Origin of the sequence: Pelagibaculum spongiae, assembly GCF_003097315.1 — a bacterium.
In the GTDB taxonomy this organism is placed as follows: domain Bacteria; phylum Pseudomonadota; class Gammaproteobacteria; order Enterobacterales; family Pelagibaculaceae; genus Pelagibaculum; species Pelagibaculum spongiae.
Map to the genome: position 1 here is coordinate 118,576 of NZ_QDDL01000002.1, position 16,387 is coordinate 134,962.

At 42.6% G+C, this 16,387-nt stretch carries 13 protein-coding genes; 6 read left to right on the forward strand and 7 right to left on the reverse strand.

The features are described from left to right. Positions 1 to 72 precede the first annotated feature (72 nt). The 6 genes from DC094_RS06515 to znuC all read right to left on the reverse strand — a co-directional run bounded on the left by DC094_RS06515 (position 73) and on the right by znuC (position 7,174). Positions 73 to 1,251: a KpsE/RkpR family capsule polysaccharide export protein gene (locus tag DC094_RS06515; RefSeq protein ID WP_116686324.1), complete on the reverse strand. Its 1,179-nt coding sequence runs from the start codon at positions 1,249 to 1,251 to the stop codon at positions 73 to 75. Positions 1,252 to 1,399: 148 nt separating this feature from the next. Beyond that, positions 1,400 to 2,068: an ABC transporter ATP-binding protein gene (locus DC094_RS06520; RefSeq protein ID WP_116686325.1), complete on the reverse strand. Its 669-nt coding sequence runs from the start codon at positions 2,066 to 2,068 to the stop codon at positions 1,400 to 1,402. After that, entirely contained in the window at positions 2,065 to 2,841 is a 777-nt protein-coding gene (locus DC094_RS06525; RefSeq protein ID WP_116686326.1) for an ABC transporter permease, read from the reverse strand. The genes DC094_RS06520 and DC094_RS06525 overlap by 4 nt, the downstream gene beginning before the upstream one ends. A gap of 188 nt (positions 2,842 to 3,029) precedes the next feature. Beyond that, positions 3,030 to 4,010, reverse strand: a complete 981-nt coding sequence (locus DC094_RS06530; RefSeq protein ID WP_116686327.1) for a KpsF/GutQ family sugar-phosphate isomerase — start codon at positions 4,008 to 4,010, stop codon at positions 3,030 to 3,032. 1,307 nt (positions 4,011 to 5,317) lie between these two features. Continuing rightward, positions 5,318 to 6,196, reverse strand: a complete 879-nt coding sequence (locus tag DC094_RS06535) for a metal ABC transporter permease (protein ID WP_116686328.1) — start codon at positions 6,194 to 6,196, stop codon at positions 5,318 to 5,320. 210 nt (positions 6,197 to 6,406) lie between these two features. Continuing rightward, entirely contained in the window at positions 6,407 to 7,174 is a 768-nt protein-coding gene (znuC, locus tag DC094_RS06540; RefSeq protein WP_206605595.1) for a zinc ABC transporter ATP-binding protein ZnuC, read from the reverse strand. A 271-nt stretch (positions 7,175 to 7,445) separates the two neighbouring features. Here znuC and DC094_RS06545 point away from each other — a divergent pair, with 271 nt between their 5' ends. From DC094_RS06545 to egtD, 3 genes are all read left to right on the forward strand, one after another. After that, positions 7,446 to 8,441, forward strand: a complete 996-nt coding sequence (locus DC094_RS06545) for a zinc ABC transporter substrate-binding protein (RefSeq protein WP_116686329.1) — start codon at positions 7,446 to 7,448, stop codon at positions 8,439 to 8,441. Positions 8,442 to 8,786: 345 nt separating this feature from the next. Beyond that, positions 8,787 to 10,388, forward strand: coding sequence for an ergothioneine biosynthesis protein EgtB (gene egtB, locus DC094_RS06550; RefSeq protein WP_116686330.1), 1,602 nt, complete (start codon positions 8,787 to 8,789; stop codon positions 10,386 to 10,388). Positions 10,389 to 10,620: 232 nt separating this feature from the next. After that, a complete protein-coding gene (gene egtD / locus DC094_RS06555) occupies positions 10,621 to 11,631 on the forward strand; it encodes an L-histidine N(alpha)-methyltransferase (RefSeq protein WP_206605596.1) in 1,011 nt (336 codons plus the stop codon). 297 nt (positions 11,632 to 11,928) lie between these two features. Here egtD and radA read toward each other — a convergent pair whose 3' ends face one another. Further along, entirely contained in the window at positions 11,929 to 13,296 is a 1,368-nt protein-coding gene (gene radA / locus DC094_RS06560; RefSeq protein ID WP_116686331.1) for a DNA repair protein RadA, read from the reverse strand. Positions 13,297 to 13,408: 112 nt separating this feature from the next. On the opposite strand from radA, the gene DC094_RS06565 reads away from it, so the two are divergent. The 3 genes from DC094_RS06565 to DC094_RS06575 all read left to right on the forward strand — a co-directional run bounded on the left by DC094_RS06565 (position 13,409) and on the right by DC094_RS06575 (position 16,367). After that, a complete protein-coding gene (locus DC094_RS06565; RefSeq protein WP_116686332.1) occupies positions 13,409 to 14,278 on the forward strand; it encodes a hypothetical protein in 870 nt (289 codons plus the stop codon). A gap of 222 nt (positions 14,279 to 14,500) precedes the next feature. Continuing rightward, on the forward strand, positions 14,501 to 15,256 hold the full coding sequence (locus DC094_RS06570) for an HAD-IIA family hydrolase (RefSeq protein ID WP_116686333.1): 756 nt from the start codon (positions 14,501 to 14,503) through the stop codon (positions 15,254 to 15,256). Between the two features lie 304 nt (positions 15,257 to 15,560). Then, positions 15,561 to 16,367: a transporter gene (locus DC094_RS06575; RefSeq protein ID WP_116686334.1), complete on the forward strand. Its 807-nt coding sequence runs from the start codon at positions 15,561 to 15,563 to the stop codon at positions 16,365 to 16,367. Positions 16,368 to 16,387: the final 20 nt, after the last annotated feature.

The following is a 16,387-nucleotide window of genomic DNA, read 5'->3' on the forward strand; positions in this document are numbered from 1 at the left end:
TGATCTCGCCACCTCCATGTGACTGGGTCCCGTCAATCCCTGACGGGATGACGTGCCCAGCATAAAAACACGCTAATCCTGATGCTCACGGATGGTTGCTCGAATCATTCGGTATAATGAAAACAACATTAATTGGCACAATAGCAACGTAAACAAAATATATAACTTACGCGGATAAGCGGCTTCTTCGGCGATTTGTGGCTTACTGATGGTCACTAAGTGCTTGAGCTTTCTACTCGCTTCCATTCGTGCTGCTTCCAGTGCTGCCAATGATGATTCATAGGCTCGCGTGGCAAATTCCAGGTCTAACCGAAGCTGCTGGTATTCAGCCATCCGTTGGTTTAACGAATTACCATCATTACTGACTAATTTAAGCTTTTCTTCATCAATCTGAATTTCAATCGAACTAATTCGTCTAGCTATCGACATAGGCGCAGGTGCCGATGGCTTTTGATAACTTAATAGTTCACGCCTGCGTGCTTTTAATTCAGATAATTTAGCTTCAAGCCCGGAAACAATACTACCTAAACTAGAGCCTTGTGCTTCTGGACTATAAAGCTGGTTATTCTCTTGGAAAATCAATATTGACTGCTTGATAGAACGCAGCTTTTGTTCCAAACGCAGCACCTGCTCTGCAACAAACTGCTGCTGACCATTGGCTAGATCATGACTGGTTTTATTTACAAACCCTTCCGCAGCCCGCAAAATTTGCCTAACCAATTTTTCTGAATATTCAGCGTCAAAAGTCTCTGCTTCTAGCAGTAACATGCCACGCGATTCATCAAAATGAATTTTGATATTATTTCTATAATATTTTAAAAAGTCTTCCTGTGTTGCTGTTTTTTCTAGCCGGTATAACAAATCATTTTTACTACTACTGTAGTGAGCTTTTAGTTGCAACTGCTGATCTAACTGCTTAAGCAGATCCAATGATTGGATATATTCAACAATGACTTGTTCGTCTTTTGCTGAATTATCGCCCAACCCTAATAGAGCTAGGCCTGCCGATGCTGTCGATGCACCACTCGCAGATTGCACGATAAAGCTGCTATTGCTTGCATAACGATTAGAGGCGACCCCGACCATATAAGCCGTTGCAATCATGAATGGGAAAATTACCAACCAGTTAAAATCTCGACTGACCAATACTGACTTTACCCAGCGCAGTAGTTTCATATCCTTGACAAAAGCATCTGGTTTTTTGACCAGCTTTTTGGCTTTCCTGGAAATAGAATCAGGAATAGCTTTCATTTAATACTCCAAATATTTTGTAGGTTTGATGAATTTTAATGAAATCAGACATCTTCCCGGCAAATACACAAGTGTCTGATTGCGCCTGAAGCTTATCAAACCTACTGCGCCAAAGGCTCATCAAACCTAGATTAAAGCGTGTGTTTGGTTATGCTCGTTTCATTTCATCTTGATAAGCGGTTACTGCGTCATTAATATCATCAAAAATGCACATTTCACCTTGGCGCATATAGACACCCACATCACAAATATTTTTTAACTCATACATGCTGTGTGAAACAAAAATTACATTACCGCTCTCTCGTTTGGCTTTCATAGCAGCAGCGCTTTTCTTTTTAAATCTATCGTCGCCTACCGCTGTCAATTCATCGATTAGATAGTAATCAAAGTCAAACGCCATACTGACAGCAAATGAAAGCCGCGAGCGCATACCAGAGGAGTAACTCTTTATTGGCATGTCAAAATAATCACCAATTTCAGAAAAATCGTGGATAAAGGCCAACTTTTCTTTGATAGTTTGCTCGCTATCACCATAGATTCGGCAAACAAATCGGGCGTTGTCTCGGCCCGTCATGCTGCCTTGAAAACCACCTGCTAGACCCATCGGCCATGAGATGCTGCCCGTTACATTTATTTCACCTGAGCTTGGGTAGTCAATTTTACCCAACAGCTTCATCAGAGTTGATTTACCAGTTCCGTTGGCACCAAATATTCCAATATTTTTTCCTGGGGGAAATACTGCCGAGACATCTTTAAGCACATACTTTCGACCATCCGGTGTTGGGTAATATTTGGTGACATTTTTTAACTCAATCACGAAGCCACCATATTGCGCCAGTCTAACCGATAGAGCATTAAGCCAATAGTTACGCTGGCTAGAGCACAGAATGCTAAATAATTCATACTAACCATGGGCGCTGAATAGGTTTCAAATAATCCTTCTCTACCCAGTTCAATGGCGTGCAATATTGGATTCCACAACAAATAGGGCCACACTGACTCAGGAAGCATGCTTAGAGAAAAAAAGATCCCAGAAATAAAATACAATGGCCGTTGAATAACACCTGCTATGCTAGTTAAATCTCTACTGCGATAACCAATACAACCCGCAACCAGACTCAAACCAAAACTAAATATAAATAGCAAAACCCAAGCTAAAATAGCTTCTAAGATATTACCTAATGGAAATTGATAACCACAGAACCACAAAATTGCAGTAATTAGTGGAATACCAATTACAAACAACATCAGTTCCATTATAAAGCGGGCAACAAAAGTATTAATTGGTCGAACCTGGCGGTATACAAACAAGCTGCGATTACCTTCAATGGCACCAAAGCCTAATGAAAATAATTTAGAAAAAAACAAGAATGGGCCAATCCCAGTCATGATAATATATGGTGTATCCACACCCATAACCTGAGAGCTACCACGCAACGAAAACATTGCTGTCATCACACCAATATGCATTAATGGCTCTAATAACACCCAGGCATAACCCATGCGCATGCTGCCAAAACGGGTTTTCATTTCCCGCATAAACAGCGCATGAACCACAGCCCGCTGGATTTGAAATGGTGTTCTGCTCATATATCTCGCAACTTTGATTGCCTAGCATTTTTCGATAGCTTTTGAATAAGCGACACGTCGGCTTGGTGATGCTCTACCGCCATCAGGCTTTTGGTAAACGTGCGCTCAAAATTTCGGATGGCGCTCCGCTTATCCAACCTACGTTGAAATGGGGTGCAATTATTCATAGCGACGCTATTGCACCCACTCTACTGTACCCATTCTACTAAGCCGGAAATCTGCTGGTGGTCATCAACCGCCACTAACACTTTAATTTGCATTTCACGCATGGTTTCTTCTGCATCCGCCAACATTTCTCTGTCAGAAATAGTTTTTGGTTGATAACTCATTATGTCTTTGGCAGTTGACTGATCGATTTTAATGCCTTGCACTAATGCCCGGCGCAAATCACCATCTGAAACCACACCTAGTAAGTTTTTTTGTTGGTCAACTACTAGCGCCAAGCCAAAACGCGATTTTGTCATGCTAAATAGCACTTCAGTCATTGCTGCTTCGGGCTTAACAAAAGGCAGGTCTTTTGTATGCATGACATCTTTAACCCGGGTTAACAAACGTCGGCCTAAGCTGCCACCTGGGTGAAATTGTGCAAAATCTTCCGGTTGGAAATTACGCTGTTTCATTAACGCCACTGCAAGTGCATCACCTATCGCGACTGTCGCTGTGGTCGAAGTGGTTGGCGCTAAATTATTCGGGCAGACTTCTCGCTTAACTTTGCAGTCGAGCACCACATCGCTGTGTTTGGCCAAAGTTGAATCAGCTCCACCAGTAATAGCGATACTCGGTACACCGAAGCTTTTCACTGAAGGCAACAGTTGCAGCACTTCATCGGTCTCGCCGCTGTAAGAAATCAGCAGCAAAACATCAATTGGCTTTACCATGCCAAGGTCACCGTGAAATGCTTCACCCGGATGCATAAAAAATGATGGCGTGCCAGTAGAAGCAAAAGTAGCGACAATTTTTCTACCGATCAGACCTGACTTACCCATGCCGCAAACAATCACTCGCCCCTGACAATTTAAAATCAGCTCGATAGCCTGCTCAAAAGTTTGGTCTACCCGTTCTGCTAGAGATTGCAGTGCCGCAGCTTGTTCTAGAAAAACATCTTTTACCGTGTCAGTAATCGATTGAACATAATCAGTTACATGCGGGCTTGTTGTTACAATTTTCATGTCTTTCCACAACCTCTGTTACAGCGGATATTTATTAACCAGCTATTTGCAAATGCACTGACTGCGATCAAACTTGTATAGCCACTTAGTTGAACCTTAAATCGCGTATTTTGACGACACTTTATAAATCATGATCACAGCCAACTTTGTAAAACTGACTTAATCAGAAGCAACTTTAATCAAAAAAGAAGCTATTAGCTGCGATTTACCGACTTACCTAATAAGTTAACTATCAGCAATGGCTTATTTCCATATCGGGAATTCAGGTTGGTAAACACACTAATTCCCGAAAACCCCTTCAACACCACTGGCTAAAAATAAAGCTTTACTCTGCAAACATTGCTACCGGCGCATTTTATTTAACTGTGACTATCAAATATGCCTGACCATACAATTTTTGTAGCGTTAAGTTTGGAACATACGAAGTTCGGGAATCTTACTGAATGACAGCTTTTTGACAGTTGATGTACGTCAACTAACATGATGTTGTATGTTACTTACCAATTCATGTAAGTTTTTGTATTCAGGAAAAAACCAATAAATATTATGTTACATATGCTGCATAAAGCATTTGAAAACATGACGATTTAGTCATACTCAATAAGGGGTAGAGGGAAATTTGACGCTCAAATAATATTTTTGATTTTTCTGCTTATTAATTATTAATGTTGGGTTATGTTACATATGTGACACATTGAAATGTATTTTATATGTGAAGCATGTCACATATAAGATTTCAGTCTAAAACTAATAAAAAATACAACCATATGTAAAGAAATTAGTTATTATGAATTTGCCGCATGTTCATGCTGCTTCTGCTGCATAACCACTTACTTGTTTTTGTGATACCCATCATTGACAAACCAAGTTGTTGCTTTGACTGAAAAACCAATCTGTGCTTTTTAATTTCAGTTAAAAAACAACCCAACAATAAAACCATTATTTTTATGATGAATTAGCCGACATTTTAAATGACTCAAGTACAACTCTTCTTTGAATTAGTATGTTACTAAACTGAGCATTAATTGACGTTTTTGGCAGTATTTTGGTTTGAGTACGTGAGATTGCAAGTGAGTATTGCTGGAAAGCATGAGATTGCAGGGAGATATTGCTGGAGGGAATGTTTTCGTAGATTTGACAAGCTTTAAAGCGCAAGCAGCCACTTTTTAATTTGCTGCCTAAGAAGCTGAGTGTGATTGCTGTATAAATTGTTGGGTGCTCCCACAGGCTCACCCAGCCTTGTATCTGCTGGAACGACGGCTCGGCACCGGAAACCGCAGGTCCAATCTGGGCCAGCCTTCCGGTATTTAAAATCGCAGCTTTGGCAGTAAAAGAAAGCCGATAAGGGCGCACACCACAATTGTCGGCCCCGACGGCAAATCGAGCCATACTGATGCCAATAATCCAGATACAACAGAAATACTGCCAAATACTGCTGCGCCAATAACCATGGCTTCGGGTGATTTTGCAATTCTTCCTGAAGTCGCTGCTGGAATTAGCATTAGTCCGGTGAGTACTAAAACACCGACTACTTTAATTGCCAATGCCACAGCAATCGCGAGCAACAGCACTAATTGAATGCGCAATCTGGCAACTGAAACACCTTCTATTTTTGCTAGGGTTTCATCAACCGTGATCATCAACAAATCGCGCCAGCTAAAACTAATACCTGCAATCACTAGCAATAATCCGCTAGCGATCCACCACAAGTCTTGCTCAGCAACCGACAACACATCACCCAACAGGTAATTGCTTAGATTTACCCCGCGATCGGCAACCAATGAAGCCACCACAATGCCAAGCGCTAACGAACCATGGGAAATAATACCGAGTAGGGCATCGTTGCCAATAACAGGTTGATTCGCTGTAAAAGTTGCAGATTTTTTAAATGGATTTAGCCGCTGCAGATTTAAACTTGAAACAACATTGCTACCATCACCAAGCATTAGACCTAAAATCAATGCCAGCAATAGCAAAACCACTACCACACCATATAAAGGTGCAAATTCAAAAAATACCGCCAGCGCGACACCTAATAAAGAACCATGGGCCAAGGTATCGCCAAAGAAAGCCATTTTTCGCCAAATCAAAAAGCTGCCCAGCGGGGCTGACATTAAGCTGATCATGATCGCAGCTAATCCTGGTACCCATAAAATTTCTAGCCATTCACTCATTGTTTCAATCATGTTGGTCGCTTCTTTTTTTAGGCGAATCTATCGTTATAAGCTGCGGTTTTCGTTTTATGCTTGACCCTTAATTCCTGGGTGCGCCGTCAGGCTTAGCCAGGCTACGAAAACCGATTGGTTTTTATTGATAAAATTCGAGCTTTTCAATTAATACCAACCCAAGTCAGATACAAGGTTGGGCAAGCCTGTGGGCGCACCCAGCACAATTTGTTAATGCTTGCACTGCTCATCACCACCTCCCACTACTTCGCCATCGCAACCGTGGGTGTGATTATGGTGATGGGTATATACCGCTAAAGCCTCAGCTTCTGTAGGACTAAATAAACGAAGATATTCTGGATGCTGGCTAACCATTTCCGGGTGACCGCTGCAGCAGATATGTTGATTGAGGCATAAAACCTGATCGGTACCTGACATTACTAGGTGCAAATCATGGGATACCATTAATACGCCGCAGTTCAGTTGATCTCTTAGCTGGCCAATCAAACGATACAGTTCGGCCTGACCGGTGATATCCACGCCCTGCGCAGGTTCATCTAACACGAGTAAATCTGGTTTACGCAATATAGCCCTGGCTAACAATACTCGCTGCCACTCTCCGCCAGACAACACATGTACCGAGCGCTGCAGTAAACGCAGCATGCCGACTTGCTGCAATGCTTGTTCTATTTCTTGCTGGCTAATTTGCTTGCAAGCCAATCTTAAAAAACGTTCAACCGATAAAGGCAATGCCGGATTAACTTGCAGTTTTTGCGGCATATAGCCAATGCGTAGCTTTCGCTTGCGTTTAATTTGGCCCGAATCTTCCCGCTCTAACCCCAGCAATAATTTGAGCAAGGTAGATTTCCCGGCACCATTGGGGCCGATGACTACCACAATTTTCCCTGCAGTTACTTCCAGAGAAATATCTTTTAAAATATGCCGTTGGTTGCGTACAAAACAGATATTTTCTGCCTTGATTAAAAATGATTCAGCCAAGAGGACCTCTGTAAATCAAATGTTTTGGTGGTCGAATTTACCATTGGTGTCAATTGCAGCATGGTCTGTTGTGGTCAAATTCACCGTTGGCATTAATTGCACCATGGTCTGTAGGTTGTACGGAGCGCTAGGCGCGACCTACAAATTTCGGGGATTGATACCAATCAATACCCGGCAAATAATCTGTCGTGTGTGGTGCTTGTATCTGCAGTTGTGACCACTGCCCAAGTTGTTATATTATAACAACACACCAATAAGCAGTAGTAGTTTAATGTCTCGCCGCCAATTCTCACTAATAAGTAGTTTGTTTTTTTTATCAATCATCTTTCTAAGCCCTGTCAGCCATGCCGCCAAGGTTGAGACTTCGATTGCACCCATTCATTCTGTTGTTAGCTACTTGCTGGATGGTATTGACCAGCCAGGCTTGCTGATCGACAAGGCCACTTCACCACATGATTTTGCCCTCAAACCATCACATCGCTTAAGACTAAAACGGGCCAAGTTAATTATTTGGGGCGGCGAATCTCTGGAAACCTCGCTGGCATTGCCGATTAAAAAAATCACTCGCAAGAAAGATTTAGCGCTGTTAGATAACCGTAAACTGGACTTACTAGGCTTTCGTACGCAAAATCATTGGCTACCAGCTGTTGCACAATCCAGTGCGATTACTTACTCAGCTTCTCAAGAGAGCAGCAGTGATAAACACAGTAATAAACACAAGCATGACCATTCATTGCACAGCCAGCTATATAAAGACCCACATTTCTGGCTAGATCCTCGTAGAGTTTCCACCGCTGCTGAAATTATTCACCAGCAACTTCAGGCCGTTTACCCCAAGCAATCGCTGCAACTTAAAAGCAACTTGGCCGCTTTTAATCGTCAATTGGAAGTTTTGGATCAGAACTTGCGCAATAAGTTATACCCAGTTCAAAAAACACCTTTTTTGGTCTTTCACGATGCTTGGCAATATTTCGATCATCGCTATCAGCTGAACCCTGCAGGGGCTTTAACCAATAACCCGGAACAGCCGTTAAAACTGCGAACCATTCACTTGCTAAAGCAGCGTATTCGCAATCAAAATATTCACTGTTTGTTTAGTGAACCCCAGTTCCCTACTAAGTCGGTGCAAACCCTCGCCAGACTAACGGATATTAAAGTGGCATTACTTGACCCACTCGGCAGCCAATTAGCGCCAGGTAAGCAGCTTTATTTTCAGATGATGAATAAGATTGGCGACGTTATGCGCCAATGCTTGATTCATTCGTAGGCGTTCATTGGTCGTCATGAATAGAGCCTTGGCTTTCGGGTGCGCCACAGGCTTATTCATTTTGAGCCTTTGGTTCCCGGGTGCGCTGTCAGGCTTACCCAGGCTACGAAAACCAATTGGTTTTCATCAATATTAACCTCAAAATTGTTAATTCACTCCAAACCAAATGCAGGTTGGGTAAGCCCGAAGGCGCACCCAACAATTCAAGCGGCAATCGCACCCAACAGTTTAAGCGCTAGCCATACCCGGTAAAACACAAACCCTCTACAACTGACATCAACAGTTAATTTCTATGGTCTATGCTTGATTTCCAATACCTGACGAAACAAAAGAACAGGATTGGTTATGGATACCCCAGATTCAGATTTTCTCCCAAGCGCTATCGGCACTTTGGCAGCTTCTCCGACTATATCTTCAACTGTTTCTTCACAACCTGCTGACTCTAAGCCAACACTTGAAGCACTTGCCCAAGATTACTGCACTATCCGAGCAATCAGTGAACAGCTTTGTCAGCCGTTGGAAATTGAAGATTATATGCTCCAAAGCATGCCAGATGTCAGCCCTACAAAGTGGCATCTTGCGCATGTTAGCTGGTTTTTTGAAACTTTCATTTTGATCCCTTTTTCTGATAACTATCAGGTATTCAATTCTGAATGGGATCATCTGTTTAATTCCTATTACCAGCATCACGGCACCCCTTTTTCTCGCCCCAAAAGAGGGCTGCTTAGTCGGCCTACCGTTAAACAGGTTTACCAATACCGGGCGCATATTGACCAAAAAATGCAGCAGCTGTTGCAAACACTACAGAGCCCGAATAAAGACCTAATCAATCAAGAGACGACCCAACAAACAACCGAAGAAATAATTCGCCGTTGTTATATTGGGCTAAATCATGAGCAGCAGCATCAAGAATTATTGCTCACCGATATAAAATATAATTTATTTCAAAACCCCGCCTACCCCAAATACCAAAGTGAAAAATCACACAGCACTTCATATGAACCTTCGCACGACTCTTTACACAATTCATCACACGACTCTTTACACGACCTCTTAACGCCGAGCGCTGCTCAAATTCAACCAACAGATATGAACTGGATTAAAATTTTTGGCGGCCAGCATTCAATTGGAATAAATAAAGAACAGACATCAGAAAATAGTACTTCTAATTTCGATTTTAGCTATGACAATGAACAGCCCATTCACCCGGTAATTATTAATGATTTTTTACTAGCCGATAGAACAATTACTAATCAAGAATTCTTATTATTTATTGAAGATGGCGGCTATCAAAATTTCGAGTTTTGGCTTTCCGACGGCTGGGATACTTGTTGCGAACAAAAATGGCATGCGCCACTTTATTGGGTTAACAAAAACAACCAGTGGTTTGAATATACTTTAAATGGTTTACAGCGATTAAATCCTTTACAACCGGTTTGCCATATTAGCTTTTACGAAGCCGATGCCTACGCCCGCTGGGCGGGCTGCCGATTACCCACCGAGGCAGAATGGGAAGTGGCAGCAGCAATATCACAAGCATCTGAATCAACTGAACTATCTACCACCGAACTATCTACCACCGAACTATCTACCACCAAACTATCTACCACCAAATTATCCGCAACTAGCAATGGTCATTGGCTAGAAGATGGCCTGCGCCAAAATCGACTGCATCCTATCAGCGTTCAGAATCATTCAGATATAACAAAACTGCAACAGATGATGGGTAATGTCTGGGAATGGACCTCCAGCGCTTATCTTGCTTACCCTGGCTATAAAGTAGAGGCAGGTGCTTTGGGCGAATACAATGGGAAATTTATGTGTAATCAAATGGTGCTTCGGGGCGGTAGCTGCATATCTCAACGTAACCATTTACGAACCAGCTACCGTAACTTTTTTTATCCACAAAGTCGTTGGCAGTTTAGTGGCATTAGGCTGGCGAAATAAATAAACGTTGGGGGCGTTTTAATTTACCCACATTGTTGGGTACGCCGTAGGCTTACCCAACCTACTTTTTCGGTATTAATTTGAATATTCGACATTTACCAACAAAAAAACCAATCGGTTTTCGTAGCCTGGGTAAGCCCGTAGGCGCACCCGGGAACCACAGGTTTAATATGGGTAAGCCCGTAGGCGTACCCGGGAATCGAAGGTTTATTTTGCTAAAAAGGATTTTGGCATGAATAAGAGCAATCAAAAGCTTATGACAGAAAATTTACAACCAAATCTGCAACAACACACAGCTGACTTTCAATTTCATGATTTTGCGCCGAAATCAGAAGATTTGTCGCAAGCAATTCAAAGTGGCTGGTCAGAGAAACCAAAAAATATCTCGCCTAAGTTTTTCTATGACCAGCGTGGCTCACAATTATTTGATAAAATTTGTCAGCTTGATGAATATTACGTCACTCGAACTGAAATCATGCTGCTAGAAAAACACGCCAATGAAATAGCAAAGAATATTGGCGACAATAGCTGCTTAATTGAAATGGGCAGTGGCAGCAGTAAAAAAATACGATTAATTCTAGAAGCATTGCGCCCGGCTCTTTACATGCCGATTGATATTTCCCGTGAACATCTAATCGAATCAGCTAGCCTATTAGCCAAAGACTACTCTTGGTTAAAAATTAATGCAGTGTGCTTGGATTATTCAGAGCAGTGGAACCTTCCCGACGAGACACCAAGACTGAACCGCGCTGCTTTTTTCCCTGGCTCGAGCATTGGTAATTTTCATCCTCTGCAAGCTTCGCAACTGCTGCAGCAAATGTCTCAAGCACTCGGTAAGGGCGGAAAAATTATTATTGGCGTCGACCTGAAAAAGCCAGAAAAACAGCTTAATGCGGCCTATAACGATAAAAATGGCATTACTGCTGAGTTTAATAAAAATCTATTGCATCGAATTAACCGTGAGCTTTTTTGCGACATTAACCCTGACAGCTTTAGCCATAACGCCTTCTACTCCCATTCACATAATCGAATTGAAATGCACCTAGTAAGTAACCAGCAACAAGTTATTTCTATTCAAGGAATCGATTACCATTTCGACAAAGGGGAATCAATTCATACCGAATGCTCATATAAATACTCAGCAAGTGACTTTCAACAGCTAGCAGTAAATTCAGGACTAACACCGCTCAAATGCTGGATAGACAACGAAGCGAAGTTCAGTATTCATTTGTTGGAATATTAAAATAAAAGTCACTATTCAGCAAAAAAGATGAGGCGGTTAATTGTTAGCGCATCGTCATTCTCGCCAAGGAATGGCGAGAATCCAGCGACAGGGAGGTTTCACGGCAATGCAACGTACGTGCTGGATGATTTACCGCCCATGGCAGCTGGATCCCGGCATCCCTGCTCGGAACGACAGAACCCAATTAAATCTGCCTATTACGAAGCGGTCGGTAAATATGCTGAATAGTTACAAATTAAAAAATATCGAAATTGAATTAACAATTTCGACATTTTAATTTGTCTGTTTTCAACCGTTTTACAAAGCATCAACCGCTTCAGACAAATGTTCGACCGCAACTACTTCCATACCATCAATTGGAGTGCGGGGTGCATTGCCTTTTGGGACAATCGCTCGGGTAAAGCCATGTTTAGCAGCATCTTTAATTCGCTCTTGCCCGGAAGGCACCGGGCGAATTTCTCCCGATAATCCTATTTCGCCAAAAACCACCAGCCCTTCTGGCAATGGTCGACTGCGCAGGCCTGAAATGACGGCCAATAGCACCGCGAGGTCAATACCGGTTTCTAATACTTTTACCCCGCCAACCACATTTAAAAAGACATCTTGGTCATGGGTCGCAATACCACCATGGCGGTGTAAAACGGCCAATAACATCGCGAGCCGATTATGATCTAAACCGACCGCTACCCGACGTGGGTGCCCGGTATGACTATCATCAACCAGCGCCTGCACTTCTACCAATAATGGCCGAGTACCTTCCCAACTCACCATTACCGCACTGCCGGGTAAGTCTGTTTTTCTGCCGGAAAGAAAAATTGCCGACGGATTACTGACTTCTTTGAGGCCGCGATCGGTCATGGCAAATACGCCCAGTTCATTGACTGCGCCAAAGCGGTTTTTAATCGCCCGAATTGCCCGGAAACGACTGCCTTTATCCCCTTCAAAATAGAGCACAGTATCAACCATATGCTCTAACACTCGTGGGCCAGCAATAGAGCCATCTTTGGTCACGTGGCCCACTAGAAAAATTGCAACGCCTGATTGCTTAGCAAGCCGAACTAAACGTGCGGCGCTTTCTCTCACTTGGCTTACCGAACCCGGCGCAGAACTCACAAGATCTGAAAAAATGGTCTGAATCGAATCAACCACCATTACTTTGGGTTTTTCCCGTTCAGCGACTTCGGCAATTTTTTCGACTCGGGTTTCGGTGAGTAATTTTAATTTATCGGTCGGCAGACCTAAGCGACGGGCACGCAAGGCAACCTGCTGCAACGACTCTTCACCGGTCACATACAGCACTGGCATTTTGGTTGATAAATGTGCCATCGATTGAATCAACAATGTTGATTTACCAATACCCGGATCACCGCCAATTAGCACCACTGCGCCATCAACCATGCCACCACCAAGCACACGGTCGAGCTCTAATAAACCACTGGAGAAACGTGGGTCTTCAACCAGATTAACTTCATTGATTAATACCGCCTCAGTTTGGGCAGTACCGGTCCAGCCTGCGGAGCGAGGGTTTTTTGAAACAGCCGGCGCATTGGAAACCAGCTGTTCTTGCATAGAGTTCCAGGCACCACAGTCATTACAGCGACCGGCCCATTTGGGCGAATCTGCGCCACACTCTGAACAAACGAAACGAATTTTTTCTTTGGCCATGGTTCAACGGTTTGTACAATAGTGGCTAAACTTTATCACATTGACTAAAAGCTAAAAGCTAAATCACTACTAACACCTATTCAACTTGGCCGCTAAGGAAAGAAAAGCTGATATGCTTAAACCAAAAACAATTTGCAATGACAACGCTTTATTATGGAAAATAGGGCAGCCTAAAACGGTATATATTCGAGCTGCTACCTATGGCGCAAAAACAAAAGACAAGCATAACATTCCCGCCAACATGGAGGTGAAATTATATTTACATATGAATTATTTCGATGTCGCTACAATAGCTGATGGCATGCCTTATGATTATGGCTCATTTACTGCCCTTCCTCCTTCATTAGCATTTACTGACAAACCGATATATACCTGTGTTGATGGTAATGACAAGGCAATAATTCATACCTCTGCTGACTTTAAAGTTTTTCAAACCTTAAAGTCTATTACTCGAATCTTTAATATTTATCAGACCTTTGAAGGCAATGATTCAACGCCACCTTCAAAATTGAAAGCTGTTTCATCGTTTCGATCAGAAATGGAAGCTTTTGCATTACACGATACTGCTTATATTCATGTGATTGGAGAAACGAGTATATTGAAAATAATTAGTTATCTTAAAAAATTTAAAACGGTTCAATATGTAAATTTTTTACTTTCTGATTTTGTCGTAACAGGGCGTTTTAAGTCTCAATATACTCGCTCTAACCCGGCACCAAGTTTCAGTCTGCCCCAACCTAACCCCGAAGCAGAAAAAGTACGACAACAAATGATTGAAGAATATGGAACAGAGCATCAACTTCAAACTACAAAAGCAACATCTAGCGACATATCACTTGCAGATTCCGTTCCCGCCGATGAAGAATCAAAAAATGCAGCGCAGCTCTACCTCGATACACGACCACAAATGCGAGCACGGAGCAAACCGGTATCTGCGCCTTCTCTCCATCGCAGACAAGGAGCAATTCGAAGAAGATCTTAATAGCTGAGCTCATTTTCTAGCTAAGTTGAGCTGCTTTTTCATCAACGATTAATCAGGAATGCTGTTGAATTAATATTCCTGATTAATGCGACTTAGAGCCCCTCTTTATTAACAAGACCCGTCCAGAGGGCTGAGCAACCCACCCGGCGGAGCGCTTAATCAAAGCATTTTGAAGTAGTTTGGGTATACAATCTGTGCATTGTTTATCTTGATTTTCCAGCCATGACACCTTCATTATTGATTTTTGACCTGGATGGTACTGTCTATCAAGGCAACCAGGTTATCGCCGGTGCGCCGGAGTTTTTTAGCCAGCTTGTCAGCAACAACATCCGCTACATATTCGCCACTAACCGAGCCGATCGCCGCGCTGAAGTCGTTAGCGAGCAATTGAATTTACTGGGTATTGCCTGCCAACCCGATCAAGTGATTACCTCATCAATGGTCGCTGCAGACATGGTTGCTGGCCAACGAGTATTCGCGATTGGCGGAGAAGCTGTTAGTTATTACCTAGAACAACAAGGCTGCGTTCTTGCCAGCGATCAAGTTGATAGTGTGGTAGTTGGTTTTGATCCGGAAATTAATCTGGAAAAGCTGACTATCGCAACACGATTGATCAAAAATGGTGCGCACTTTATTGGCACCAATCCTGATCCAACCATTCTGCTGGATGATGGCCTAATGCCAGAATGCGGTGCTTTGCTGGGTGCAATTGAGATTTCAACTAACCAGAAGCCGAAAATTGTTGGCAAGCCTGAAGCGGCCATGATTCATTTTGCGTGTAAAAAAGCAGGCGTTAATCCTGAGCAAGCCATCATGATTGGTGATTATTTATATACCGACATCGCTGCAGCCAATGCTGCAGGTTGTAAATCGGTATTACTGCTAACCGGCATTAGTACCCAAGAACAATTAGATAGCTCTGATATTCAACCAAGTCATGTATGCAGCACATACGATGAACTAGCGTCATACATATAACCACGCTACTTCAAATTTTGACCTCACAATTTAAAATGACTTAGGTGTAAATCTACCTAGCAAACGATGAGTGGTCATTACTAAATGACCACTACTCCCTGAAGTCTTGCTTCAATTCAATTCATACAAATTCAATACAACTATCTATTTACAAAGAAAAATCACACTAAACCAACGCTACTCTAGCCTGGTTTTCACCCCGTTTTTTGAAGCATAAATACCATATTTGCAAATGTGCAAAGAAATGATAGGCTGCATATGTAACATTTATTCACCTCCATAACATCATAATAACGAGGTTGAAATGACACATAAGCCGAGGAACTACTTGCCTCTTTTGCTGCTTCTCCCCTTTCAGATTGGGGCTCAGGAGCAACCTTGGTCAGCAACAATTGCAACTGCTGCTTCGACCAATGCCTATCAATATGGCGAGACAGATAATGCTCGGAGTTTATCTCTGGACATTATCGCCAATTACAAAATCGCAACAAATCAAACGCTAACATTACTCAGTGGTGTATCCCAAGATTTAGATGACGGTAAAGAAGACGGCTTTAGTAACAGCTGGATTTTTTATAAAAATGCTGCCTGGAAAAACATCACACCTGATACCGATGTTAGCTACCGATTCGGTCTGCAACTGCCTACCAGCGAATACTCAAACAAAACCAAAAAATATGCCGCGCTCAGAGCTGAATTACCGATGGTGTATTCCATTCAGAGCGATTGGCTTAAAGGCTGGAATTTTGGTTTTACTCCGAGACTCACTAGAAATTTTTATGAAAGAACAACGCCTATCGAGGGTAGTCGTGCTTTTGTAGAAATTGAGTTAAGGGGCGCTGCATCTCTATCGGGGGATTTAGCCAACAACCTTTCTGCATCTATCAACGGTTATTTCCGTCGCGATAAACCCTTCGATAATGGCTGGCGCTCCCCCAGATATGGACTCGGCTTCGATCTAAGTTACTCACTTCCTGAGGATTTCAGTGTTTCCGCTGGTTTTAGTAACCAAGGCGCACTTTATGATTCTGAGCGAGGAGATAAAGGTGATGTATCACTGATAGATCGTGAAGGTACAGAGTTTTATCTCTCGCTAGAAAAATCTTTATAAGAATAAAAATTGGAGAAAAT